Annotated in this window: 26 protein-coding genes; 9 read left to right on the plus strand and 17 right to left on the minus strand. The window is 38.4% G+C overall.

Annotated elements, in window-relative coordinates; all coding sequences use genetic code 11:
* A partial coding sequence (locus G6Q00_RS03455) for a hypothetical protein (RefSeq protein ID WP_163532030.1) occupies positions 1–224 on the minus strand: 224 nt, incomplete at its 3' end.
* A gap of 522 nt (positions 225–746) precedes the next feature.
* Between G6Q00_RS03455 and G6Q00_RS08530 the strand changes: the two genes are divergently transcribed.
* Positions 747–818 (plus strand): hypothetical protein, encoded by a 72-nt coding sequence (locus G6Q00_RS08530; RefSeq protein WP_346265331.1) that lies wholly within the window; start codon positions 747–749, stop codon positions 816–818.
* 1 nt (position 819) lies between these two features.
* Here G6Q00_RS08530 and miaA read toward each other — a convergent pair whose 3' ends face one another.
* The 16 genes from miaA to glyS all read right to left on the minus strand — a co-directional run bounded on the left by miaA (position 820) and on the right by glyS (position 17,239).
* Positions 820–1,710 (minus strand): tRNA (adenosine(37)-N6)-dimethylallyltransferase MiaA, encoded by an 891-nt coding sequence (gene miaA / locus G6Q00_RS03465; RefSeq protein ID WP_163532031.1) that lies wholly within the window; start codon positions 1,708–1,710, stop codon positions 820–822.
* Positions 1,707–2,033, minus strand: a complete 327-nt coding sequence (gene rsfS, locus G6Q00_RS03470) for a ribosome silencing factor (protein ID WP_163499156.1) — start codon at positions 2,031–2,033, stop codon at positions 1,707–1,709. Before rsfS ends, miaA begins: the two co-directional genes overlap by 4 nt.
* On the minus strand, positions 2,023–2,601 hold the full coding sequence (gene nadD, locus G6Q00_RS03475; protein ID WP_163532032.1) for a nicotinate (nicotinamide) nucleotide adenylyltransferase: 579 nt from the start codon (positions 2,599–2,601) through the stop codon (positions 2,023–2,025). The genes rsfS and nadD overlap by 11 nt, the downstream gene beginning before the upstream one ends.
* A gap of 8 nt (positions 2,602–2,609) precedes the next feature.
* On the minus strand, positions 2,610–3,059 hold the full coding sequence (gene nikR / locus G6Q00_RS03480) for a nickel-responsive transcriptional regulator NikR (RefSeq protein ID WP_006563952.1): 450 nt from the start codon (positions 3,057–3,059) through the stop codon (positions 2,610–2,612).
* A 54-nt stretch (positions 3,060–3,113) separates the two neighbouring features.
* Positions 3,114–3,965 carry a prolipoprotein diacylglyceryl transferase gene (gene lgt / locus G6Q00_RS03485; RefSeq protein WP_163532033.1) on the minus strand — a complete coding sequence of 284 codons (852 nt, stop codon included), beginning with the start codon at positions 3,963–3,965 and terminating at the stop codon, positions 3,114–3,116.
* On the minus strand, positions 3,949–4,701 hold the full coding sequence (locus tag G6Q00_RS03490) for an RluA family pseudouridine synthase (protein WP_163532034.1): 753 nt from the start codon (positions 4,699–4,701) through the stop codon (positions 3,949–3,951). The genes lgt and G6Q00_RS03490 overlap by 17 nt, the downstream gene beginning before the upstream one ends.
* Positions 4,694–5,803 (minus strand): lipid IV(A) 3-deoxy-D-manno-octulosonic acid transferase, encoded by a 1,110-nt coding sequence (gene waaA, locus G6Q00_RS03495; RefSeq protein ID WP_240330961.1) that lies wholly within the window; start codon positions 5,801–5,803, stop codon positions 4,694–4,696. The genes G6Q00_RS03490 and waaA overlap by 8 nt, the downstream gene beginning before the upstream one ends.
* Before the next feature lie 60 nt (positions 5,804–5,863).
* Positions 5,864–6,598 carry a zinc ribbon domain-containing protein gene (locus G6Q00_RS03500; RefSeq protein WP_205426481.1) on the minus strand — a complete coding sequence of 245 codons (735 nt, stop codon included), beginning with the start codon at positions 6,596–6,598 and terminating at the stop codon, positions 5,864–5,866.
* Position 6,599: 1 nt separating this feature from the next.
* Entirely contained in the window at positions 6,600–7,355 is a 756-nt protein-coding gene (locus G6Q00_RS03505) for a Nif3-like dinuclear metal center hexameric protein (protein WP_163532036.1), read from the minus strand.
* Positions 7,349–8,230, minus strand: coding sequence for a glycine--tRNA ligase subunit alpha (gene glyQ / locus G6Q00_RS03510; protein ID WP_205426482.1), 882 nt, complete (start codon positions 8,228–8,230; stop codon positions 7,349–7,351). The genes G6Q00_RS03505 and glyQ overlap by 7 nt, the downstream gene beginning before the upstream one ends.
* A 9-nt stretch (positions 8,231–8,239) precedes the next feature.
* A complete protein-coding gene (locus G6Q00_RS03515; protein ID WP_163532038.1) occupies positions 8,240–9,172 on the minus strand; it encodes an NAD(P)H-dependent glycerol-3-phosphate dehydrogenase in 933 nt (310 codons plus the stop codon).
* 314 nt (positions 9,173–9,486) lie between these two features.
* A complete protein-coding gene (locus G6Q00_RS03520) occupies positions 9,487–9,777 on the minus strand; it encodes a DUF3240 family protein (protein ID WP_163532039.1) in 291 nt (96 codons plus the stop codon).
* Complete coding sequence (locus G6Q00_RS03525) at positions 9,777–12,839, minus strand: efflux RND transporter permease subunit (RefSeq protein ID WP_163532040.1); 3,063 nt, start codon at positions 12,837–12,839, stop codon at positions 9,777–9,779. The genes G6Q00_RS03520 and G6Q00_RS03525 overlap by 1 nt, the downstream gene beginning before the upstream one ends.
* Positions 12,839–13,897, minus strand: a complete 1,059-nt coding sequence (locus G6Q00_RS03530) for an efflux RND transporter periplasmic adaptor subunit (protein ID WP_430750786.1) — start codon at positions 13,895–13,897, stop codon at positions 12,839–12,841. The genes G6Q00_RS03525 and G6Q00_RS03530 overlap by 1 nt, the downstream gene beginning before the upstream one ends.
* Before the next feature lie 2 nt (positions 13,898–13,899).
* On the minus strand, positions 13,900–15,156 hold the full coding sequence (locus tag G6Q00_RS03535) for a TolC family protein (protein ID WP_163532041.1): 1,257 nt from the start codon (positions 15,154–15,156) through the stop codon (positions 13,900–13,902).
* A 7-nt stretch (positions 15,157–15,163) separates the two neighbouring features.
* Positions 15,164–17,239 carry a glycine--tRNA ligase subunit beta gene (glyS, locus tag G6Q00_RS03540; RefSeq protein WP_240330963.1) on the minus strand — a complete coding sequence of 692 codons (2,076 nt, stop codon included), beginning with the start codon at positions 17,237–17,239 and terminating at the stop codon, positions 15,164–15,166.
* A 119-nt stretch (positions 17,240–17,358) separates the two neighbouring features.
* Between glyS and G6Q00_RS03545 the strand changes: the two genes are divergently transcribed.
* The 8 genes from G6Q00_RS03545 to G6Q00_RS08540 all read left to right on the plus strand — a co-directional run bounded on the left by G6Q00_RS03545 (position 17,359) and on the right by G6Q00_RS08540 (position 24,518).
* Positions 17,359–18,204, plus strand: a complete 846-nt coding sequence (locus tag G6Q00_RS03545; protein ID WP_205426483.1) for a hypothetical protein — start codon at positions 17,359–17,361, stop codon at positions 18,202–18,204.
* A 1-nt stretch (position 18,205) separates the two neighbouring features.
* A complete protein-coding gene (gpmI, locus tag G6Q00_RS03550) occupies positions 18,206–19,684 on the plus strand; it encodes a 2,3-bisphosphoglycerate-independent phosphoglycerate mutase (protein WP_163532042.1) in 1,479 nt (492 codons plus the stop codon).
* A gap of 14 nt (positions 19,685–19,698) precedes the next feature.
* Positions 19,699–20,577 (plus strand): class 1 fructose-bisphosphatase, encoded by an 879-nt coding sequence (locus G6Q00_RS03555; RefSeq protein WP_240330964.1) that lies wholly within the window; start codon positions 19,699–19,701, stop codon positions 20,575–20,577.
* Entirely contained in the window at positions 20,550–20,735 is a 186-nt protein-coding gene (locus tag G6Q00_RS03560; RefSeq protein ID WP_163532043.1) for a hypothetical protein, read from the plus strand. Before G6Q00_RS03555 ends, G6Q00_RS03560 begins: the two co-directional genes overlap by 28 nt.
* A 543-nt stretch (positions 20,736–21,278) precedes the next feature.
* The gene (locus G6Q00_RS08535; protein ID WP_240330965.1) at positions 21,279–21,821 is read left to right on the plus strand and encodes a DNA methyltransferase; all 543 of its coding nucleotides are present in this window, start codon (positions 21,279–21,281) and stop codon (positions 21,819–21,821) included.
* A 3-nt stretch (positions 21,822–21,824) separates the two neighbouring features.
* Entirely contained in the window at positions 21,825–22,280 is a 456-nt protein-coding gene (locus G6Q00_RS03570; protein ID WP_163532044.1) for a hypothetical protein, read from the plus strand.
* Between the two features lie 409 nt (positions 22,281–22,689).
* Entirely contained in the window at positions 22,690–23,919 is a 1,230-nt protein-coding gene (locus tag G6Q00_RS03575) for an ATP-binding protein (protein WP_205426484.1), read from the plus strand.
* Between the two features lie 8 nt (positions 23,920–23,927).
* Positions 23,928–24,518 carry a hypothetical protein gene (locus G6Q00_RS08540; RefSeq protein ID WP_240330966.1) on the plus strand — a complete coding sequence of 197 codons (591 nt, stop codon included), beginning with the start codon at positions 23,928–23,930 and terminating at the stop codon, positions 24,516–24,518.
* The last annotated feature ends 11 nt before the right edge of the window (positions 24,519–24,529 follow it).

Genomic DNA, 24,529 nt, shown 5'->3' on the forward strand with positions numbered 1-24,529 from the left:
CTTTTAGTGATGTCAAAGTTGCCCATATGCTTTAATACATATTGTCTAACCTTGCGCTCCTCTGCTTGGTCTCTCCACTCCCCAGCGTGTTTGCCTTTATGATGGATAAACGAATTTTTTGTTAAACGGGGAATGTGATCAGATTCTAAATTTGAGAGATCAACTGGCTTAGATCTAATTAGATTTGCTAGCTCCTCTTGTGTCATGTCTTCGGGTTGTTTCAAGTGCTCCCCTTATTAAATACTTCATCTTGGGGGAGGATACAGACAATCGCCTTAAAATGCGCTTAGCACCCACCGCGCCAACAAGGCACGATCGCTAGTTTGGCATACTCTTGCTAGGGGCTTTAGGGCGCAAGTTGTAATTAACAAGGCCTACAATGCGGCTATTTTAAGCACCTAACCTTTTGGCTAATGCCTTTTAATGGCTTGGCTAAAGCTAAGTACTTCACGGTATAAGTTACGAATTGTTAAATACTTTATTAGAAATAAAGGCTTACATGAATACCATTTGATCAATCTACACTTCACCAAGATAGTGAGGGGCGTTTGTTGGTGGTAGGGATTGGGTTTAAAACAAGAAAACCCCTTTTTCACCCCTCTTTTTAATGCCTACAACCATAAAACCCCACCCCAAACTCTAGCCTAAAAAACCCTACTCCCTACAACTATTCACTACTACCACTTTAATGAATTATTACCACGCCCCCTTGCATAGAGGGGGTTTCTTGGTTTATTATTAAAGAGATAATTAGTCTTTCACCTAAGCAATTTGAAACAATTAAAAAATCATGTATCACAAAACTAACCAACGCCTGATTCAATAGGCTAATCGTTTAAGGATTTCTTGTTTTAAAGACTGTTTGTCTAAAAGGATCACTTCTTTAAATTGGGAGCGATTAAAAGTCATTTGCCGCTTGGCTAGCTGGCAGGTATGTATATAAATCATCTCATAGAGTTCTTGATAGGATAATTCACCTCTAAGATATTGCAAGCATTCCTTAGGCCCAATAGCCTTAAAAGGTTGGTGTTTAGTGCCATATTTATTAACTAAGCCTTTAATTTCCTCTACTATACCCTGATTAAGCATAGTCTTAGTGCGTTTGGCAATATTAGCGTGTAATTTAGTTTTATCCATACAGAGCCCATAAACTTTAATTGGGTATTTGAAAGGAATTTTAGGATGGGCTTTAAAGTAGGCACTAGGGGGCATATGGGTTGTTAAATAAATTTTAAGCCCCTGTGTGATGCGATAAGTATCCTTAGCATAGGAGGCGTATTCTGAATCAATGCGTGTTAAAAAGGCATGGGGGTGATCTATCTTAGCAATTTGTCTTTGAATCTCTTGCTCTTGTTGCTTGCTTAAGCTAGGCATAGGGCTTAACCCATCTATCAGTGCTTTTAGATAAAAAGAACTCCCCCCCACTAGTAAAAGCTTTTTTTTAGTTGTGGTGGCTATAGCCCTTTGTACCTCTTGTTTAAAAACTTGGGCGTTGTTTTTTTGATCAATTTGTAAAATATCAATGCCATAGTGTTTAACACAAGCCAAATCCTCTAAGCTAGGTTTGGCTGCTGCAATGTTGATCTCTTTATACACACTCAAAGAATCTAAAGATACAATTTCAGCATCTAAAATTTGTGCCAACTCTAAAGCTAGATCACTCTTGCCACTGCCACTAGGGCCAATAATAGCTAGAAGGGTGGGTATCAAGTGGGATTATTATAGGTTTTTAAAAAGCCCTCTAAATCAAAGCGCTTCCGATACACCTCTGTAAAGACATGAATGATCAAATCGCCTAAATCAAGAATGATCCACTCCTCATTTTCAGCATCTATGGCATAAAACTTTTCACCCAAAGGTTTAAGGCTTGTTTTTAAATGATCTAAAAGGGATAGAGCATGTTTGCCCACTAGTGCGGTAGCGATGATGACATAATCTGTAATGTAATTTTGCTCGCATAGATCAAAAACTACAATATCTGTAGCTTTTTTATCCTCTAAAAGGGTAGCAATTCTAGCAATTCTAGTAGGCATGGATCTCCTTAAAGGTCTGCAATACGCGGCTTTGTAGCATATGGGGTAGATGCTGTGGGATTTGGTGTTTGTGTAATAGTTCTCTAATTTTGGTAGATGAAATAGGGCAAGTGATGTGTTCTAAGGACATGGGTATGAACTTAAAATCAGGGGGCGGGTTTAAAGTATAACCCTTGCGCTCAATAATGACAAATTCTACTAGCTCTTTTAATTCTGTATACCCCTCCCAGAGACTTAACCCTGCTACATTATCCGCACCGATTAAAAAGTAAAGTTTGTTGGGGGTGAATTTTTCATGAAAATAGCGCACACTCTCAATACTAGGCACGGGTCTTTTTTGTTTGATTTCAAAATCATGGACTTGTACTTTAGCTAAATCTTTTAAGAGTTCTTGCATCCATAGTAAGCGTTGATTAGGGGCAAAGCATGGGCTTTTTTTAAAAGGATTTTGATAAGCCACCAGCACAAAGAGGCGATCTACTTTTAAAGTTTGTAGAGTCTGGTAAATAACTTCTAGGTGGGCGATATGGGGCGGATCAAAACTCCCACCATATAAAGCAATATCCACAGGCCAACCTAAGTATTTTGCTCAAAACTAGAGGCTTTAGTGAGTTTAGAAAATTTCACGCCCTTTAATCCTCCAATTTCTAAATGTAAGTGCATGATGTCTGCGGGTTTGCCTCTTAAAATAATGGTCTCTAAGCAATTATTGGCATTTAAATGCACATGGGTAGTACACAAAATACTAATATGGCTTTCATGCTGGATATCAATCATTCTTTGGTTAAGTTCGCGTTGGTGGTGATCATAAATAATCACCAACACAGCCACCGTCAAACCGCCATTTACCTCAGATGTTTGTTCCTTAGACCAGCTATCTTCTACCAGCCGTTCGCGGATCATATCCCGCACTAACTCCGAACGAGAAGAATAACCATTTCTAATAATGCGGTTATCTAACTCGTCTAAAAGATTTTGTTGCAAAGAGACCGAAAACCTAATGATGGCATCTTCTCTATGTTCCATGTAATCCTTTCCATGTAACCCTTATTTTAAGATTAAGCCCGCATTCTAGCGCAATTAAGCAGATTTAGCAAGAGTTGGAGTGGTGCGGGCAATATAGAGCCATAAAAGCGATGAAACAAGCACCATAGCAAAACTTAAAAGTTGTCCCATGCTTAAATGCCCTGCGTAATAACCTAGTTGGGCATCTGGTTGACGGTAATATTCAGCACAAAAGCGCGCAACCGCATAAGCAAATCCATAAACCACCATGAGCATGCCATGTACCTTTGTAAAAGAGCGCGCTAAATGCACCACAATAAAAACACAAAACCCTTCTAAGAAGGCTTCAATTAGCTGGCTAGGGTAGCGTAAAGCGCCATTAACCACAATGCCTATAGATTTTCCAAAAGTATCCCCGGGAGGCACCACGCGCCCAAAAAGCTCTTGGTTTAAAAAATTACCAATACGCCCCAAAACATAAGCCAAAGGTAAACTCACCGCAATAAGGTCTAAATAGATTAAAAAGTTTTGCTTTTTAACTTTACTAAAAATCCATGAGGCAACTAAAAAACCTATTAAGCCTCCGTGATAACTCATGCCTCTAATGCCAATAAATTCCCCCTCATAAAAAGGGTTAAAAATTTGCCAAGGGGATTTAAGATAATAAAGCGTATTAGGATCGTAGATTAAAATATAACCCAGTCTTGCGCCTAAAATCACTCCCAATTCTGCATAGAGAAAATAGCTCTCAAAATTAGCCTTTGAAATAGGAAAACGATTAGGATCTGTTTTTAAAGCCCGCAAGGCCAAAGTAAGGGCTAATAATAAAGCCCCTACATAGGCTAAACCATACCAATGCACAGGGATATTAAAGAAAGTAAAAGCCACAGGGCTAAAGTGGGTGTAAATTTCATTCCAATAACTCATTAAACTCCTTAAAATGGGGCGGAATGGGGGCGCTAAAGTTGTGCTCTAAAAGCGCTAATTTATAAGCATGTAGAAAAAAATGAGGGTTGGGCGATCCTGCATAAATAACATCGCCTACAATGGGGTGGCCTATATGGCTTAGGTGTGCTCTAATTTGGTGGGTGATTCCAGTTTCAATCACAACCTTTAAAAGCGTTTGTTGCTTTGTGTAATAGATTGGATAAACATGTGTAATAGCTGGTTTGCCTTTTAAATCTACAAAGGTTTTTACAAAACCCTTATTAAAGTGAATGTGATTAGTGCGCACACTTAAAGGCTGTGTGAGTGTTTTTGGCTCTTTAAGCTCCCCCTCTATTAAAGCTAAATACTCTTTATAAACCTCTCTTTTTTTAAAAGCAAGCAAAGCTTTTGTGTAAAATGTAGCTTGTGCGAGTAAAAGAAGGCCACTAGTGGGTTTATCTAGGCGGTGTAAGAGTTTATAGGGTTTGTACTGCTTTTTTAAGGTGTAGCTATCTATATGGGTGGCTTTATTTAAAACTAATAGTTCTTTATCTTGATAAAGTACATCTGTTTTTAAACACTCTTTTAGCTGAAAATGCGTCTCTAAGGGAAATTTTTGGCGCGCTAGGGTTAGTCTCTTTCCTTGCAAGCTCACTAATCCCATGTCAATGTATTTTTTAGCCTGTTTATGAGAAATATTGAGATTTTTAGCTAAGATTTTATAGGCCTCAAGCATGAATCTCTTCTACTAATTCTTCTAAGCTATGATTTTGTGTGTTGATATAGCTAGGTTTTAAACGCACATGGGTGGCTAGAGTGCTGGCTAGGTCTTTAGCCTCTATTTTGGTGTAGTTTTGCACATAGGCAAAAAGGGCTTCTTGGTTGAAGATATAGGGTCCGGTAATAAGCTTAGTTTTAAAAAAGGCAGGCTCAATTGGATTATGTCCCCCTAGTGGCACAAAAGATCCGCCTAAGATCACCACATCTGCTAGAGCATAAAAATCATTTAAAACCCCTAAAACATCTAAAAGTACAATGCGCTCATTCCAATTAAGCCCGCTAGATAGAGAAGTAAAACCGGTTGTATGCTCTAGTAGTGTTTTAACTTCTTTAAATCGTTCAGGGTGTCTAGGGGCGATGAGTAATTTAGAATGCATATCTTTAAGGGCTAAAAAGGCCTTTAAAATCAAAGCTTCTTCACTAGGGTGGGTACTAGCGGCTAAAAAAAGAGTACTTTGAGGTTTAGTATAGTGTTTAGAGAGGCGCGGTAAATTAAAGATTTTTAGATTGGGAAAAATAGAGATATGCAGCGCCCCTAGTGATTTAAGCCGTTTTTTATCAGTTAGACTTTGGGCATAGATATAATCAACTTGTTTAAAGAGTTGGGCATAAAACCATTTAAATTGTTGGTAGCGTTTGTAAGAATGCGAGGAAATGCGCGCATTAATCAAAAAGGTTTTAGCCCCCACTTTTCTAGCTAAGCCAAATACGCTATACCACAATTCTGCCTCCGTAACCACTAAGGCTTTTAAACCGGTTAAATCTTTTTGCCACAAGTACAACAAAGTCTCAAAAAGTAAAAAACGCACCTGCATTTTAGGGTAATTACTCGCAATTTTACATGCTAGATCGTAGCCGGTTTGGGTAGTTGTGGTGAGTAAAATAGGGGTGGTTGTGAAGTGTTGCAAAAGCCTCTCTAAAGATTTGATCTCTCCAAAAGAGCAGGCATGAAACCACAAACTAGGCTTAAAATCTAAAGCATGGCCTTTGGCTAAAAAGCGCGCTTTAAGCGAATGTTTGTATTTATCTTTTAGACTAAATAAGCCCAAAAAGGGCATAGCTAAAATATGCCCTAAGGCAAGCAAGCTAAGATACACCGTCTTAAAAACGCTAAAACCTTAAGAAATTTTAACTAATTCTTGAGTCTGTTTTGAATCCACATATAAAATCCGCCCGCAGTGAGGGCAGGTTAGAATATCGCTACTGTTTAAAATCTCTGCATAAGTACGATCATTAATCCGGATAAAACACCCACCGCAAGCTTGTTTTTTCACAGAAACCACGCAAGTATTACCCGCCCAGCGGCGAATCCTTTCATAAAAGGCGATGAGTTTGTGATCCATTTTTAAAGTCAATTCTTGTTTTTGTTGCAAGATTTGTTGTTGGCGCGCTTTGAGTTCTGCGGTATCTGTCTCTACCTTTTTTTCTAAATCCCCCACTTGTTGTTCTAGTTCTAATAAAGCGTTGCTAATCATGGCTTGTTGTTTGTTCTTTTGCTCAATTTCATTTTGTAGCCGTTCAATTTCTTTATTGGCTTGGTTGGCTCTTTCCTTAGTGATGTCTTCTTCAATCCCTAAAGAGCGCAATTCGCGTTCAGATTTAACCTGAGAAATCTTTTTTTGGATACCATCAACTTTGATATTGGTTTCATGTAACATCTGTTCGTTCTTTTGGATTTGTAAATTCAAAGCTACCTTTTCCTCTTCTAGCAAAGTTAACTCGGCTTGTTTTTTATGCTTAAGAGCAATGGTTTTATCCAGATCAGCGCATTTGGCTTTGATCAAAGGTTCTAGGGCTTGCATGTCTTTATCTAATTGAGAAATTTGGATTAATTGGGCTAAATGGGTGTTCATGTTAAACCTTAAGAATAAATGGATTTTTTGAGTTAAGTAGTTTAACACACTTTGGTTTAGTTTGTGCCAAATAGGGTTGTAGTAAGTTTTCTAACAGGGGCGCAAAATATTTTTCACTTTCATAATGCGGGGTATTTAAAAGGCTAATGCCCATGCTTAAGGCGTACATGGCATCGTGGTATTTAACATCACCTGTAATAAGGCATAAATTATTTAACGCCTCTTGGAGTTGGTACAGATAAGAACAGCCCGATCCGCATATAACCGCTACTTTTGTGATTAAATCATTTCCCTTAACAAACTCTAAATAAGATAGGTTTAATTTGGCTTGTATATGACTGGCCAATGTCTCTAAAGAAATGGGCTCAATACTGCCTATCAAAGCCATACCCTGCTCATGTAGATTGTTAAAACCTAGAATGCGCGCAAAATGGGCGTTAAGGTGGGTTTTATCAAAATTAGTGTGCATAGCCACTAGCGCACAAGATTTTTCTAAGAGTTTGGAGGCAATATTGGCAGGATAAAAGGCGGGATTAAAAGTTTTAATGGGTTTAAAAAATAAAGGGTGGTGGGTTAGAATGATCGTTTTTTCCGGTACTTCTCTAGCGATGTCTAAGGTAGCCTCTAAAGCAATGGCGATATTTTCATAGCTATTCTCAAAGCTACCCAAATTTAAACCGCTATTATCCCAAGATTCTTGTAAATCAAAGGGGGAAAGTTGGTTTAAAAAGTTGTATAAAACTTTAAGGTTTAACATAAGGCTCGTTTAGTGCGATCTTGTTCTTGTTCTTTATATAAAAGAGCGCAGGCCTTAGCTAGTTCGCGGATTTTTAAAATACATTCTTGGCGTTTAGCAACAGATAGGGCTTTTCTAGCATCTAGCACATTAAAAAAATGCGTACTTAACATCACAAAATCATAAGCCACTAAGGGTAATTTTTGCTCTAAGCAATGTTTGGCCTCTGCTTGGTTTTTTAAAAACATTTCTGTGAGAAAATCTAGGCTAGCATGGGTAAAATGGTAGTGGCTAAATTCATATTCGCTTTCTAAATGCACGGCTTTATAATAAAGGGGCTTATTATCCTTAAAAGTCCAGATAATATCTAAAATAGAATCAACCTTTTGGATATAAGTGGCTAAGCGCTCCACTCCATAGGTAATTTCAATAGGCGTTGGATAACAAGCTAACCCCCCTACTTGTTGGAAATAGGTAAACTGTGTAATTTCCATGCCATCTAGCCACACCTCCCAACCCAGTCCCCAAGCCCCTAAAGTAGGTGATTCCCAATTATCTTCAACAAAACGCACATCATGTTTACTAAAATCAATCCCTAAAGCCTGCAGGCTTTGTAAATAAATCTCTTGGATATTTTTAGGGCTTGGCTTGATGAGAACTTGAAACTGGTAATAACTGCCCAAGCGGTTAGGGTTTTGCCCATAGCGCCCATCTGTAGGCCGCCTAGAAGGTGCAACATAAGCCACACTCCAAGGGCTACTATCTAAACTTCTTAAAAGAGTGGCGGGGTGAAAGGTCCCTGCGCCTGCGGGAATATCATAAGGTTGTAATAAAATACAGCCCTGCTTGTGCCAAAAACTTTGCAGTTCTAATAAAATATCTGAAAAGGTCAGCATCAAAATCCTTTAGCGTTTGATTAGAGCCGTCATGCTCTCTAAAGGATTTTTACCCTCTAAGAGCAAATCTAATTCTTTAGCAATGGGGGCATGGATATTCTCATGGGTGGCAATTTCTACAATGGCCTTTGTTGTTTTAATCCCCTCAGCCACTTCTTGTAATTCCTCTACAATGCTAGCTAGACTCTTATACTGTGCTAAACCCAGCCCTACGCGGTAATTGCGCGAGAGTAAAGAATTAGCGGTTAAAAATAAATCCCCAGCCCCTGAGAGTCCTAAAAAAGTTTCTAGCTTGCCTCCAAAATGCACCCCAAAGCGACTCATTTCTACCAGTCCACGCGATAAAAGAGAGGCCTTAGCCCCTTGCCCTAATTCTAACCCATCACACACCCCACCGGCAATAGCAATGACATTTTTATAAGCCCCAGCAATTTCGCCTCCTCTAATATCATCTTGCACATAAGAGCGTATAAAGGCGGGGAGTTGTTGTGCAAAAGTGTGGGCTAGAGTGGGGTTATTAGAGTGAATGGCTAGAGCACATGGCAAACTTGCCATGATCTCCTTAGCAAAGCTAGGCCCAGCTAGAAAACATAGATTGTCTATAGGAATAAAATGTGTGGCTATATCGCTTACAAAACACCCCCCAATTTCTATTCCCTTAGAGGCTATTAAAACCTTAGCCGTATAAGGTAAATTTGCCTGTTCAAACCAAGCGCGCAGATGCTGTACACTAATGGCCACTACGAAAAGATCGGCTAATAAACCCTTGTGTGCTGCACACTGCAAAATTGGATCATGCCCTTTGAGTACAAGCCCTTTATTTAAAGGCATAAGTAGGGTTGTCAAATCGCGGCGCGAGACAATTTTTGTGGGGTTTTTATGCGCTAGGGCAAATGCTAAGGCCCTCCCCCAAGCCCCTCCTCCAAAAACCGTAATCTCCATCTAGTTCCTTATATAAAGAATGCATTTTAACATGTTTAAGACTCTCTTGCAGAAATCCCACTCGTCTTTAGGGGGTGGAATAAAACCATTATTCCCGCTATTTTGTGGTACAATACCCGCATACATTCGTATCTACGGCAGGAAGTGCCGAAAGTTACGCCTTTGGAGATATGATGTGTGAGACCTGTAGGGAGTCGCGTTGGAGTTTTCAACCCTGTAAAATCCCTACTATAGGGACACAGAGTGAGAACCAAACTCTCCCTACGGGCAACATCAGCCTAGGAAGCCTAAAATGTCTTTAGCATTTGGGCACTTCACGGCACAGATTTAGGGATAGAAGTTAGCGGGAGTAGATAAAAAGTTACCCCCTTAAAAAGGCGTTGTACTTGCTCTAATAAAATGCTAGCCTCTTGTTCCTCCAGCAAAATTTTAAATAAGCCATATTCTTTACGCCCGCTTACTTGTTCTTTTTCACTTGTTAAAAGCGCGGAAGCGGCGTATTTAAAACACTCAAAGAAATAAAAATCCTCATAGCCATGTTCAAAGAGGTGATCGACAATCATATCTTTAAGTTTTAAATCCGCATACATTTCTACTAAGATCACTATATTACCTTGATTTTTTTAGCCACCAGCATAAACATGGGCGGTAAAAGTAAAAGAATGAGAATACTAGAGGTAACTAGCCCGCCTAAAACCACAATGGCTAAGGGTTTTTGTACTTCAGAACCCACGCCATGGGATAAAAGCAAAGGGATTAAACCCAAACCAGCAATACAAGCCGTCATTAAAACAGGGCGTAAACGCCGCTTAGCTCCCATAAACACCACTTCCTCTATACTTTTACCTTGCTTGAGAAGTTCTTTAAAATAACCCACCATCACCACACCATTTAAAACCGCAATCCCAAAAAGCGCGATAAACCCCACACTAGCCGGTACAGAGAGATATTCATGGCTAAGAAAAAGAGCGATAAGTCCACCGGTGATTGCAAAGGGGATATTAAGCAAAATGAGTAAGGATAAAGGCACACTTTTAAAAGTAAAAAATAGAATGAAAAAAATGACTAAAATACTTAAGGGGATCACGGTAGCAAGCCGTTTATTAGCTCTTTCTTGGTTTTCAAATTGCCCCCCATAAGTGATGAAATAATTAGGGGGTAGTTGTATCTTAGTACTAATTTTTTGCTGCACCTCTTTAACAAATCCGTCTAAATCCCGCCCTATTACATTGCTACGAACCACGCTTAAGCGTTTGCTATCCTCGCGTATAATGGCTACAGGCCCATCAACTTCAGAGATGCTAGCAATAGAAGTAATGGGTACAGCAACGCCTCGAGTAGAGCTCATCTCTAAACTTTTAATAAGCGCAGTATTGGTTGCAATTTCTTCTCTTTGGCGAATAATAACAGGGGTACGCGAAATCCCTGTAGGGATAAATTCAACGATAATCCCCTCTAAAGCTGATTTGAGGAATTTAGAAAATTCATCGCTATTAATACCGACATTAGCCATAGCATGCCGATCAGGGGTGATATAAAGGTAGTTCACGCCTTTATTAAGGGTTGTGAAAACTTCGCTAGAACCTTTAATGCCTTTGATAATTTCTACAATCTGTGCGCTTAATTGGTTTAATTTGTCTATATTCTCCCCAAAAATTTTAATGGCTAAATCCCCCCTTACTCCGGTGAGCATTTCAGAAACACGCATTTCAATAGGCTGGGTGAAGGCAAAATTAATCCCCTTATAATCCTCTAAACACGCTAGGATTTTATCTAGTAATTCTTGCTTGGTTTTAACAGACCACTGACTTTTAGGGATATAAGAAATAAACATGTCGGTTTGATTAAGCCCGCCTAAATCTAATCCTAATTCATCTGAACCGGTACGCGCCACAATGGCCTTAACTTCTTTAATATTTTTACGAATCGTTTTTTCAATCCGTAGAATTAAATCCTTAGATTGATCTAAAGAAATAGAGGGGACGCTTTCAATGCTTAATACACTACTCCCCTCGTCTAAAGTAGGCATGAAAGTTTTACCGATAAAGGGAAAGAGAGAAAGGCTAGAGATAAGAAAGACTAAAGCACATACAAGCATGGTTTTAGGGTTTTTAAGGGCAAATTGTAAAGCTGGGGTATAAATCCAATAAAAAAATCGGGTGAGTAAGGTTTCTTTGTGTGGCTGAACTTTAAGCACCATAGAACTAATGATAGGTATTACAGTAATGGCTAATACTAAAGTACCTAACAGCGCAAAAACAATCCCTCTAGCTAAAGGCACAAACATTTTACCCTCAATGCCTTGTAAGGACATAATGGGCATGAAAAAAACGATGATGATTACAATCCCACTCACCACTGAGGGGGCAATTTCTTTAGAAGAACGGTAAATTGCATGTAATTTTGTAGTGTTTTTATTATGGCCTAATTTTTCAAAGGCATTTTCCACCACCACCACAGCCGAATCAATTAACATGCCAATAGCAATAATTAACCCGCCTAGACTCATTAAATTAAGAGTCATGCCATTGTATTTAATTAAAATAAAGGCAACAGACAGACTTAAAGGTAAAATAACACCTACGGCTAAAGAAGCGCGAAAATTACCTAAAAATAAAAACAAAGTGATGATGATAAGAATAATAGCCTCAATGAGGGTTTTTGTAACGGTGTTAATGGCCTTTTGAGTGAATTCAGAACGATCGTAAAATACATGGGTGTGTACCCCTGCGGGTAATAAAGGTTTAATGTCTTGCTCGAGTTTTTTACGCACCTCTTTAATAATGGCGCTAGAATTACTCCCCTTTAATGAAAGCACTAACCCCTCTGTTGTCTCATCAACCCCATTTTTGGTTACAAAACCAAGACGCGTTCTATACTGGGTGATCACTCTAGCAAAATCTTTAATGTGTAAAAACCCCGTTGCAGTTGGGATTGTAATATCCCCAATTTCCTCAGGTGTGAGGGCGATCGTTTGAATCTTCACTAAATAAGTTTCTCCATTGCGATCCACCCGCCCCGCTCCGCTATTGCTTAAATTAGCTTTCAGGGTTTTTTCTAAATCACTAATAGAAATGCCTAGTCTTGCCATGTCGTTTAAATCAGGGACCACCACAAAAGCACGGCTAAACCCGCCAATAGAATTCACATCAGCCACACCCGGAATTGTGCGCAGTAGGGGGCGAATCACAAAATCTAGTAATTGTCGTTTATCCACCCCGGGTAAATTCCCATCAATGGTAAACATGAAAATATCAGAAAGCGGGGTTACAATGGGAGCTATGCCGCCTTCTACTTCGCTGGGCAAATCAGGCATCACTAAGGCTAATTTCTCACTTACGATATTACGGGCTAAATAAATATCCATATTATCATCAAAATCAATTGTAATATCACAGATAGAGTATTTAGAGGTGCTACGAAGCGATTTTTCTCCTTTTAACCCTAAGAGTTCTAACTCTAAGGGCCGCACCACATTATTTTCCATTTCCTCAGGCGAACTACCCGGTAGTTTGAGAATAATTTTAACTTGAGTAGGCGCCATGTCTGGAAAGGCATCTACTGGAGTGGTTAAAAAACTATAAAACCCAAAGAGAAGGAGTAAAAAAGCGCAAATAATAATAATGACTCGTTGTCTTAAAGAAAACTCAATCAGTGAGGCTAACATCAATCATCTCCAAGATGATTAATAATGCCTTTTAAACTAACTAAAGATCCAATAGCCACCTTTGTATCCGGACTAATATTTTTATCACTCACTACAAAGCTAAGGCTGCGCTCTTCAATCACGGTGATAACGGTGGGCATGAAACCTTTTTTTGTGCGCACAAAGACCAAATAATCTTGGTTGTTTTTAATCACAGCACTAGAGGGGATAAACAAAGAATTTTTAGGCTTAGTGCCCTCCACATAGACATCAATCATTTCACCTACATGGAAATGGCCTTTATTGATAAATGCTATGGCTAAAATGGTATTAGAATTTTTATCTAACACCACAGAAACACTTTGAATCACCCCAATAACATTACCCGCATCATCAAAAACCCTAGACCCCTTTTTGATATAGCGCGCAAGGCTCACAGATAATTTAATGCGCGCGATTAGATCGTTATTTTTTGAAATGCGAATATAAGTGCTAAAGGGTAAAATCTTTTCGCCTAAAACTTTGGGTGCGATAGAGAGAATCCCGCTATTACGGGCAATAATGCGAAAACCATGCGATCCTAAGGGGTTTGCTGGATCGATTCCAAAGTTTTTAAAGGTGGTTTCTAACTGGTGTACCCGTAAACTCATTTCTTGACTCATTAAATGGCTGTTTTGATACTCTCTTTTAGCAATCACCCCTTGTTTATAAAGACTGCGATCTTTTGTACTCACATCTAAGGCTACCTTGAGTTTATTGCGGTTATTTTGTAACTCAAAGTATAGATTGCTTAAATCAATAGAGCTAATCTCACAAATCAAATCGCCCCTTTTAACAAACTCCCCCTCGCTTTTATAAATAGCGGTTACTGTTGCATTAAAACCTAAACTTTGAATCACCGTGTGTTTGAGGTTAAAGTTATTAAAGTCAATGTAGGCGTTAAAGGGCAATCCACGGGTTGCAAATTTTTGATCCAAAGACACCACTTTAATACCCAAGCTATCAATCTGCTTTTGGGTTAAAACAATTTCATCATAGGCTTTAAGAGAGACAAAAAGCAACAAGGCTAAAACCAAAATTCTCAATAAGCACTCCCAATGCGCGTGAGAGTCTCCCCTAAAGTTTCTTCTAATAAAGCGGTGATATTAACATATTCTATTCTAGCTTCAGCTAGGGCAATTAAAGCGTCCATGTAGGCATTTTGATAAAAAAGATATTCAAACAAACCGATCTTTTGGGCTTCATAAGCCACTCTTCCCATTTCCATAAGCTTAGCTTTATTATCAATGGCATCAATTTGGATTCGGATATATTTTTCTTTGGTTTCTAATTGGTTGAGGTAGGCATTGGCATTAATGTGGATATTGCGCTTCATGACTTCATTTTGAGCACGCGTACCATTCTCTAATGCCATGAATTTGCGTTTAAGATGGATATTTTTAGGGGTTACTGGCAAGGGAATATAAAACTCCATAGATAAGTTAGTGGCCGAGTTATAGCTTTCTGAACCCAAACCAAATTCAAAGTTTTGGAAAACATTGCGATTAGCCAAATTAGCATTGACCCGGTAGTCTTTAGCGGCTAAATCAAGGATTTCTACATAAAGCGATCGTTGTAACACCCGTTCCAAAGCATGTTCGCCCAAATGCACATATTCAAATTTTAATCCAGAAATCCTTAGCGCATGTTTTTTATCTAAAAAGATACCAAAATCAGAACCCCGTTGTACCGGATCTACAATGGCTAGCATCGTATTTAGCATGCGTTCTTGGTTGATAATGAGGGTTTCTGTGTTGATCTTAGCTAGTTTAGATTCTAAATAAGAATTCTTAAAGTTGATATAATCTTTCTTAGACATGCTCCCTGCTGCAACTTTGCTTTTAGCAGCATTAAGCTGGGAGAAAAAAATTTGCTCTCTGCGGGAGTAGACATTGTATTTTTCAATATTTAAAATGTAATTTAGATACAGCCTTTTAGCCCCAATAAAAGCTAGATTACGGCTTAACTCATAACTCTTGCGGTACTGCACATTTTTAATAGACAAACTTCTAGCTAGCAAACGACTCACCCATGGGAGTTTAGGTTTGATCATTAAAAGCGTTCTGGGTTGGGGTTCATCAATGCCTTGATAGTTTCTAACAACAGAGGTTTCATTAGAAATATAGGGAAAATCCCAAGAATTAGTGGATTTTTGTTCCTCTAAAAGGCTAATGAAAGTGGCCTTTTTTTGGATAAGCTCCATAGAGTTATGTTCTACCCGTTTGTAAAACTCTTCTAAGGAGAGGGTACGGGCATTTAAACATGCTAGTAAAAATCCTAAAATAAGAAGAGTGCGCACAGCAGACCTATAGCGCTTTGGCTTCAGCCACACCTAAAAACGCGCGATACACTAACCATAACAACCCCTTACGGTTCTGCTGGATATTCTGGTTAGTATCATTGACAAGTACGCGATCAAAAAATACCTCTAAGGGCTCTTTTAGGGCAAAGAGCGCATGGATTTTATCCTGCAGCGAGGTAAAATGTGTGGTTTCTAGCTTATGATAGGCTGTGAATAACTCTACTTCACTTGAATCTATAAAGAGCTCTGGATCGACCGGTTTTGTATCCTTATAATCTTGTGTGATGTTAGCCACCCGTTTAAACACGGCTACAAATTCTTTTGTCTGTGTTTTTTCAAAAAAGGCTATCAGAGCCCGGACTTTTGCATCAATTTGGCAGATTTCATAATCTCCTTGATTTAAAGTTTCAATACCTTGTAAGACTGCCTTATATAAATTAGGGTGGAAGTTAGGGATAGTTGATAAAACATGGATAAAGCGCTCTAACATGAAATCTCTTAAAATTTTGACATCAAAGGGTTTATAACCTAGATTTTGTAAAGCTAATAGATCGCTTTCTAAATTAAAAGGGATTTGGTATTGCAAACAGATACGCAAAACCCCATTACAGCTACGGCGCAAGGCAAAGGGGTCTTTAGAACCTGTAGGGATTTTTCCAATACTAAAAAGAGAAAGCAGACTATCTAGTTTATGGCTTAAGGATACCAAAGCGCCTAGTAAAGTTGTGGGTAGGGGCGTATTTTCAGCGGCGGGTAGGTATTGCTCTTTAATAGCTATGCAAATAGCGGGAGGGTAAGCATGGTGTTTAGCATAATAAAAGCCCATTATTCCCTGTAATTCTGGAAATTCATAAACCACTTCACTTAATAAATCAATCTTAGCTAGGCTTAAAGCCTCTAATACTTGCTCTTCTTCTACCTCTAACATGAATTTTTGCACTAAATAGCGCGCAATTTGTTGTTCTCGTTTGATTTTATCTTTCAGACTACCAAGACCTTGTATAAAGGCGATCTGATCTAGCGCATGCGCGCATTGTTTAAAATTAAAGGGCTTATTCAAATCGTTATGATAAAAAAACACCGCATCGCTCAAACGCGCCCTTAAGACCTTTTCATTACCCGCAATGATCTCTGTAAAATCTTGTGCATGGATTAGAGGCGTGTTACTCACCACAATAAAGCCGTTATTTAAAACACCTCCTTTAAAAGTTGCAAAATAGCGTTGGTGCTCTTGCATAGAAGTGGTGATGATCTCAGCAGGTAGTTTTAAAAATTTAGCATCAAATTGCCCGTATAAAGCTGTAGGGTAGGAAGTGATAGCAATAATTTCTTCTAATAAATCCGGATTAATTTGTACTTCTATTTGGTGGTGTTGTTCTAAAAGATAGATTTCTGTAAGAATTTTTTCGCGCCGCTCTTTAGGGTCTAAAAGAACTAAACCCTCTTTGAGTACTCTAAAATAACGCTCAACACTGGGGGTTTTAAAACAATCAAAGCTCTTTGCAAAGTGAAGTTTAGTCGCCTGTTTATCACTACAAGCAAAGGTTTGCATGCACGCGCTTAAATCAACCGCTTGGTTATTAAAAATCACGCAGATATTGTGGATAGGGCGGATAAAACGCGCGCGCACATCTCCCCACGCCATGCTTTTACCAAAATCTAAAGATTTAAGGAAATTAAGTAATAGCGTATCTAAAAGGGTAGCTGTTAGCTTACTAGGTGTTGTGGTGGTGGCGTATAAAACCTTTTTTACTCCCTTTGTAGCGATTTGTAAAGCTGTTGTAGGGTCTAGGTGGAGTTTTTGATAAAAATTTTGCCCAATAGCATTTAAAACATGCCCATCCATACCCACATTTAAGGGAGGTCCAAAGTGTTCTTGGGTGTGGGTTGGAGTTGCTACAGGGAAGTTTGGGGCGTGTAAAACTAGGCGTGTAGGGGTATAATAAAAGTTAGTCTGGCTTGTTAAATCATATTCTTTTAAAACAGATTGCCATTTGTCTTTTAAATGCATAAATTCTTGCAAGAGAGGCTTAGCAGGCATCTCTTCTAAGAGAATTTCAACGAGTAAGGCTTGATTCAAGTAAGCTCCTATTGTGGTTCTATAGCGCTATTTGTGTTTTATGCTGATCAAGGGTTACTTATGCTAAGATTATATCAAAATAAAATGAAAAACTCTTAATTGAGGTTAGGGAGTGTAGGGTGGGTGCTTTTTATAAAGGTGTTTTATTTGTTTCTCTTTGTTTTACTAGTGTTCTTTTAGCAAAAAAGGCTACTTTAGCTGAGTGTGTTGATCCGCGCAACTTCACCCCCGCGCAAAAACAGATTTTAGTGTATGCCTACCGCTATGGTTTAAAGGATAATTTAGGCTATGAATTGGCTGCTATTGCTTGGAAAGAATCCTGTGCGGGTATGTACCGGGTGAATTTTAATGGACCAAGTGCGGGGATCTATCACGCCTATCTCCCCTATGTACTCAAACTTTATAACGAACGCGACACCAGTTTTATGCAGGGTGTTTATGGGGATTTACTCATTAGAGATCAAAATTTTGCCTCCCGCGTGGCTTTAGACACTTTGGTTAGCTGGAAGCGCATTAACAAGGGGAATTTAAAAGACATGATTAAATCCTATTATAGAGGTTTACGCTGGCAAAAGAACGAACACATTGATCAAATAGCTAATGAATACTATGAAGATATTGTGGCTAAAATTAAAACCCTACAAAGTGTGATGCCTACCTTAGAGGAAGTAGTGGATTCTACAAAATCCACGCCTAAACCTGTACCAGCAATTCACCATGAAAATCACCATGAAAACCTAATTGGCTCAGAATCTAAAGTTCTGCCTAAAATCGCCCTTAATACAGCCCACCCTACCCATAAACCCCGCCCCAGCCACAAAAAGCAAAAAAGTAGCACGCACCCTAATACTCCACCCAAATCCTCATATAGCACCCATACAAAACAACCATCATCAGGAAAAACCCCTAAAAATAGCAAAGATGCTAATTCCATTATTCTAATGCAAGAATCCCCGGTCTTTTAAAATGCAAAAAACCCTTTTAATCATCACCGATGGAGTCGGGCATAACCCTGAGTCTGAAGGCAATGCTTTCTTCCATGCTAAAAAACCCACCTACGATTGGATGTTTGCTAATATCCCTCATAGCTTGCTTAAAACACATGGCTTAAGTGTGGGCTTACCTGAGGGGCAAATGGGTAATTCAGAAGTGGGGCATATGTGTATAGGGGCTGGGCGCGTACTGTATCAAGATTTAGTCAAGATTTCTAAGGCTTTTGCAGAAGATAAAATAGAGGAAAATTTAGCGCTAAAGAGTGTTACAGATCACACAAAAACCGTACATGTTATCGGTTTAATGAGTGATGGGGGCGTGCATGCACATATTAATCACCTTATGAGCATGGCTTTACTCTTAGAAAGACTAGATAAAAAAGTATATTTGCACCTCATCACCGATGGGCGTGATGTACTGCCACAAAGCGCGCTAGAATACTTAAACATGATTCTTTCAATTTGTAATGAGAATATTAGGATTGCCACTCTCTCAGGGCGTTTTTTTGCTATGGATCGTGATAAGCGCTACGATCGCATTTTTAAAGCTTATATGAGCATTGTCCATGCTAAAAATAAAACAGAATTTAGCCCTGAGCGCTACATCAAAGAGGCGTATTATCAAGGGATTAGCGATGAATTTATAGAACCGGTTAGTTTTAAAGAATATAGTGGCATGTTTGATGGGGACGGGGTTATTATGATTAATTTTAGAAGCGATCGCATGCGTGAGTTAACTCAAGTTTTAGGGGGGGATTTAGAAGTCTTTGAAGATTCTATAGAAGAAGCACCAGAACTTTGTATTGCTACTATGACAGCTTACAGTTCTGATTTCTCCTACCCTGTACTTTTTTCTAAACCGGATATTCAAAATACCCTAGCTCAGGTTGTATCTAGTGCTAATTTAAGCCAAGTACACATCGCTGAGACAGAAAAATACGCCCATGTGAGTTTTTTTATCAATGGAGGGGTTGAAACTCCCTTTTTAAATGAGGAACGGATTTTAATCCCTAGCCCCAAGGTTAAAACTTACGATCTAGTCCCTGAAATGAGTGCTTTTAAAGTAGCCGACGCGGTGTGTGCTAGCATGCAAGAGGGCAAGGATCTAATCATTGTTAATTTTGCTAATGGGGACATGGTGGGGCATACGGGTAATTTTGAAGCCAGTGTCTTAGCCATAGAAGCATTAGATAAAGCCTTAGCACAAGTTATACAGCTTGCTAAAAAGTTAGATTATGCCATGCTTTTAACTAGCGATCATGGTAACTGTGAGCAAATGCACACTAAAGAGGGGCAAGTGCTTACTAATCATAGCACTAATGAAGTGTATTGTTTTGTTATGGGCAAGGGTGTTACGCGTGTCAAACATGGAGGGCTTAATAATGTCGCAGCCAGTGTACTTAAATTAATGGGTCTGCCCATTCCTGACTTAATGGACGCCCCCTTATTTTAATCAAAGGACATTGTATGCCAACAGAGATTTTACAAGCCCTGCACTCCTTAGCCCCTAAAATTTATCAGGCTATTAAAAAGGGAGATACTAGCTATACAGAAGAATTTAACCCAACAGCAGATAGGCAATTAGCCATAGATATAGCGCTAGATACGCTTATTTTTCAAACTCTTATGGGTTTAAAAAGCGTGGGGGGAGTGATGAGTGAGGAAAGAGAAGAGGCGCATTATAAAGATTCTGGAGAGTTTTTAGTGGCTTTTGATCCTTTGGACGGTTCTAGTGTAGTGGGGGCTAATTTTTTAGTGGGTAGCATTTTTAGTATATATGCACGCACCCCTCTAGGCTTTAAAGACTCACAAATAGGCCAAAAAATCCAAATGGCTGCCTATATTCTTTATGGGGCTAAATTGGAGTTAGTGATCTCTACACATAAACAAGTACAGCACGAATTATACGATGAACACCAACAAATCTGGGTTAAAAAAGGTACTCTTAAACTCCAAGAGAAAGGTAAAAATATCGCGCCCGGTGGTAGTTGGCAATATTTTACGCAAGAATATAAAGCATTTTTAGATCATTTTTTCAAACAAGGGTATCGTTTGCGCTATAGTGGGAGTATGGTAGCTGATGTGCACCACCTTTTAACTAAAGAGGGGGGGATATTTTGCTACCCCTCTACTCACGATGCGCCACAAGGCAAGTTGCGTAAACTCTTTGAAGTTTACCCCTTAGCTTTTATTATAGAGAATGCAGGCGGGGAGGGAAGTAATGGAAATACAAGACTTTTAAGCACCTCTTTAGAAAGCTTGCATGCCAAAAGCCCTTGTTTTTTAGGTTCTAAAGTAGAAATGCAAGTCTTACCAACATGGCAGAATCATTTGAGACAACGCTAGAAACCTGTTTAGCAAAAGTACAGGCCTGTCAGGAAAGAAAGGGCAAAAAATCCTGTTTGCAGTGTAGCTTTGTTCTGGACTGTCCGGATCGAAAAGCGTATGTGCAAAGTGTGTATACCAGCATGAATAAGGGACAAGAGGGCAATTTTGATTTTTGATAAACTCTCTTATAAGAAATTTTCTAAAATCCACTCCATGACTTCTTACTTAGCGATGTTCCCCCCTAGTTTGCCACACTATTTTATAGAAAAATATACAAGACCTGGAGATATTGTTTAGATCTTTCTGTGGGCTGAAACAAGTGTTTTTAAAGGCTGTTACTCGTATTGGTGTGGGCAACGATTCTAGCCCTTTAGCTTTTTGTTTGAGTAAAGCTAAGTGTGATTTGCCAAAACCACGCAATGTTTTGAAAAGATTAAGAGAGTTAAACAGCGCGTATAGCCTACCTAATTAATCAAGTAGACCCCAATATTAAAATGCTTTTTCAAGTAAAACTTTACCTCAGCTGGTGTATTTAAAAGATCGCTTAAATATTTCACGCTCAAAAGTAGATAATTTCATCATGGCGCTTTTAACAGAGATCTGGGCAAGCAAGCCAAAAGTGGCTCATCTATTTACTGTAGCCATGCCCAATACCTTTAGTTTTTCACCCACAACTATCAAAAAATACATAGAGGAACACCACCTTAAAGCTCCCTGCGATGTTTTTGTGCTTAGAACAGCGTTTAGATCATCTGTTTAGCCAATCTGATAGTGTTTTTCAATCTCTTTCACAATACACTAGTGGTTATTGTTTCCAAACAGATGAATGCAGCCAAAAAATGTTACAAAAGTTTGGAAAAAATTCCATCGCCCTTATTGTAACCTCCCCGCCCTACTTAAAAAATATCTCTTATGCTAAATTTAACTGGATTAGATTATGGTTATTTAAAAAAAGCCAGAAGACATATGAATTTAGAGATAACCTAGCTTTTAAACCTTATGCCACCTATTTACACAAACTTTTTAATAGTTGGGCAGAGATTTTAAAACCCGGTGGCCGTGCTTGTGTGGTCATTGGGGATGTCCATGAACAGAAATTAGCCTTAGATGTTTGGGAGTTTTGTAAAGGTAATAGCGGTTTAAAGCTAGAGATTACCTTTGAACATAATATAAAACTTTCTTCAAAAACCACAAGAATATGGGGAAATAAAAAGGGTCGTGCTACTAAAATAGATCGTATTTTGGTGTTACAAAAGGAGTAAAAAATGCCTGTTACAGATTTTACCAATGAGCCCATCATAAATGACAGAGAAACTAAAGCCGATTTTTTTGAAAAAATTAAACAAAGGGGAAATTTTGTCGGCGTGCTCTACGAACTAGATTATGAAAAGGCAAAGATTATTCTTAATGACAGCGAAAAAAACACGGTCAAAGGGATTCCTCTTGGCTGTTTTTTAGTGGCGCTTTGTAACAATGAATTAAGAGAAAATGCATTAGAGGGAATTTTATTAAGAGTGGTGGGTGTGGCTGAAATTCCACAAAAGCAAGAAAATACAGAGACCTTGACTGATGCTTGTCTCTTCAAAAGAGAAATCGATCGTTATACCCAATATTATTTACAAAATTCAGTCAATCTTATGATAAAAACAGGGATTACGCACCTGCGATCTATTTGCGCACAAATGACATCGTGTCTAGAAGAACTGCATTTTTTAGGATGACTAGAACGGGAAAATCCAATACCATTAAAATTATAGTGAGCGCTATAGAAAAACTCAATGAATAACGAAAACAACAGATAGGCCAGATCATTTTTGATATCAATGGAGAATATACTTTTGCAAATGTGCAAGATGAAACATGTATTTTTGACAAATTTAAAGATAAAAACAAGGTTAAACGCTTTAGCTTGGCGCAAAGTACAAAAATATAAAGATGTGGAGCCTATCCAATATAATTTTTACGAAGATGAAACACTCGAGGAATCTTTTGAGCTACTTTGTGATGAAATTGCTCTTAATAAATCTTCTGATTACTTTAAGGCTTTTATGAGTGTGGACTGTTTGATCGAGACGGAGATGATCATGAGGCTAACATAAACAAAGAAAAAGAGCGATATATCAGTGTATTTTGTATAGAGCTAAGTTTCTAGCTAAGCAAAATTATAAGGTTAAGTTCACGCGTTTCACACTAGTTAACAAAACCTCAGAAGATGAGAACGATCCCAAATACCATGAAAGAGTTTCTCTTGAGGAGGCATGTAAATATTTCGAGAATGTAGACCGTACTAAATTAAATACAAAATACAGTAATGATAAAGATTGGGATGCTTTGTTAGAAGTCTTGAAAGATAAAAAGAATATTGAAATCTTGTCTGCGCGCAAAGCACAAGAACATAATAATTTTTACGAAGATCAAACACTCGAGGAATCTTTTAAGCTACTTTGTGATGGAATTGCTCTTAATAAATCTCCTGATTACTTTAAGGCCTTTATGAGTGTAGACATGTTTGATCGAGACGGAGATGATGAGGAGACTAAGGAACATAAACAGAGAAAAAGAGCGATATATCAGTGTATTTTGCATAGAGCTAGGTTTGTAGCTAAGAAAGATCATAAGGTTTCTTTCACGCGTTTCAGCGGAACAGGAAACGACGACGATCCCAAATACGATAAAGGAGTTTCTCTTGAACTGGCATGTAAATATTTTGAAGATGTAGATCGTAGCAAATTAGATACAAAATATAATAATGATAAAGATTGGGATGTTTTGTTAAAAGTCTTGAAGGCTACAAATGTGAGTGGATTTAAAGCCTTGATGGGCATGCATCATTTACATTCCACACAAGGGGATGGTGATTACAAAGAGAAAATAGATTCTGCCTTGCGTACTGGAGAGATTGTTTTGCTAGATCTATCCACAGCCTCTGGAGCAGTGCAGGAAAAATATATCAGTCGGCTCTGTAGCTATATTTTCCAACGATCTATGAATAAATTCACTAGCGAACAGATACCTGAGTTTATACAGATGTATTTTGAGGAAGCACATAATATTTTTCCAAAAGATGACAAAGACTTAAAAAATATCTATAACCGTTTAGCTAAAGAAGGGGCAAAGTTAAACATTAGGATTAGCTATTCCACCCAAGAGGTGAGTTCAATTGCACCAAGCATCTTAAAAAATACGCAAAATTGGTTCATTTCCCATTTGAATAATAAAGATGAAGTTAAAATTCTAGAAAAATATTATGATTTTAGCGACTTTTCTCAGAGCATTATTAGAAATAGTGATGTAGGGTTTGCCAGAGTCAAAACTTATTCTAATAATTTCATTATTCCTGTGCAAATTAAAAAATTTTAGGAGTTAAGATGGGATATCCTGGTGAAAGAGCCTCCAAGATCAACCACAGAGAAATCGTTGAAAGCGAAGAAGTTAGGGCCTATCTTGATCGATGCGAAAAAGTCCCTCCTCAGATAGATATTCTCAATTTTCAAGACTCCTGTATAGAATTATCACAAATTAGCGACCAGCTAGATTCTCATATTGAGCGCATAGTTGTTGTGGATGGTTCTTGTGCAGAAGTCCCCATCAACCAAGAGTTTCCTTCCTACAAACTTTGCTACTACATTATAGGAATCTGCACCTTTCCTCTTAAGAATTTAGAAACTCTTGAGAACAAACAAACCATCGATCACTTAGATATCAAAGAACTAGAAAATTATGAACGCTTTACTTTTGTCATGCCCATGCAAAATATCCGCCTTGAAGAGAAAGATTTTACCACTACTTTTAGAGAGACGCTTTATGAAATTTTTAAGGAAAACGGCCTAAATGAGGGAGAATATAGCCTTTTAGATACTCTTAAATGGCTTGTATTTCAAGAATATAGCAGTAAAAAGGATCTATCAAGATTTCTTGTTGGTATTGTGAATATCTCAATAATTTTAGCAAGCAAATAGAGCCTTATCAA

Source organism: Helicobacter suis (assembly GCF_902196125.1).
Lineage (GTDB): Bacteria > Campylobacterota > Campylobacteria > Campylobacterales > Helicobacteraceae > Helicobacter > Helicobacter suis_B.

Bases quoted from the DNA above. Each gene is read 5' to 3' on its own strand.
- nikR (WP_006563952.1), bottom strand. From the start codon at position 3,059: ATGGAACATAGAGAAGATGCCATCATTAGGTTTTCGGTCTCTTTGCAA.
- G6Q00_RS03515 (WP_163532038.1), bottom strand. From the start codon at position 9,172: ATGGAGATTACGGTTTTTGGAGGAGGGGCTTGGGGGAGGGCCTTAGCA.
- G6Q00_RS08540 (WP_240330966.1), top strand. From the start codon at position 23,928: ATGGGATATCCTGGTGAAAGAGCCTCCAAGATCAACCACAGAGAAATC.
- G6Q00_RS03525 (WP_163532040.1), bottom strand. From the start codon at position 12,839: ATGTTAGCCTCACTGATTGAGTTTTCTTTAAGACAACGAGTCATTATT.
- waaA (WP_240330961.1), bottom strand. From the start codon at position 5,803: ATGCCCTTTTTGGGCTTATTTAGTCTAAAAGATAAATACAAACATTCG.
- G6Q00_RS03500 (WP_205426481.1), bottom strand. From the start codon at position 6,598: ATGAACACCCATTTAGCCCAATTAATCCAAATTTCTCAATTAGATAAA.
- G6Q00_RS08535 (WP_240330965.1), top strand. From the start codon at position 21,279: ATGTTTTTGTGCTTAGAACAGCGTTTAGATCATCTGTTTAGCCAATCT.
- G6Q00_RS03490 (WP_163532034.1), bottom strand. From the start codon at position 4,701: ATGCTTGAGGCCTATAAAATCTTAGCTAAAAATCTCAATATTTCTCAT.
- G6Q00_RS03555 (WP_240330964.1), top strand. From the start codon at position 19,699: ATGCCAACAGAGATTTTACAAGCCCTGCACTCCTTAGCCCCTAAAATT.
- gpmI (WP_163532042.1), top strand. From the start codon at position 18,206: ATGCAAAAAACCCTTTTAATCATCACCGATGGAGTCGGGCATAACCCT.
- glyQ (WP_205426482.1), bottom strand. From the start codon at position 8,230: ATGCTGACCTTTTCAGATATTTTATTAGAACTGCAAAGTTTTTGGCAC.
- G6Q00_RS03560 (WP_163532043.1), top strand. From the start codon at position 20,550: ATGGCAGAATCATTTGAGACAACGCTAGAAACCTGTTTAGCAAAAGTA.
- lgt (WP_163532033.1), bottom strand. From the start codon at position 3,965: ATGAGTTATTGGAATGAAATTTACACCCACTTTAGCCCTGTGGCTTTT.
- G6Q00_RS03570 (WP_163532044.1), top strand. From the start codon at position 21,825: ATGCCTGTTACAGATTTTACCAATGAGCCCATCATAAATGACAGAGAA.
- rsfS (WP_163499156.1), bottom strand. From the start codon at position 2,033: ATGCCTACTAGAATTGCTAGAATTGCTACCCTTTTAGAGGATAAAAAA.
- G6Q00_RS03505 (WP_163532036.1), bottom strand. From the start codon at position 7,355: ATGTTAAACCTTAAAGTTTTATACAACTTTTTAAACCAACTTTCCCCC.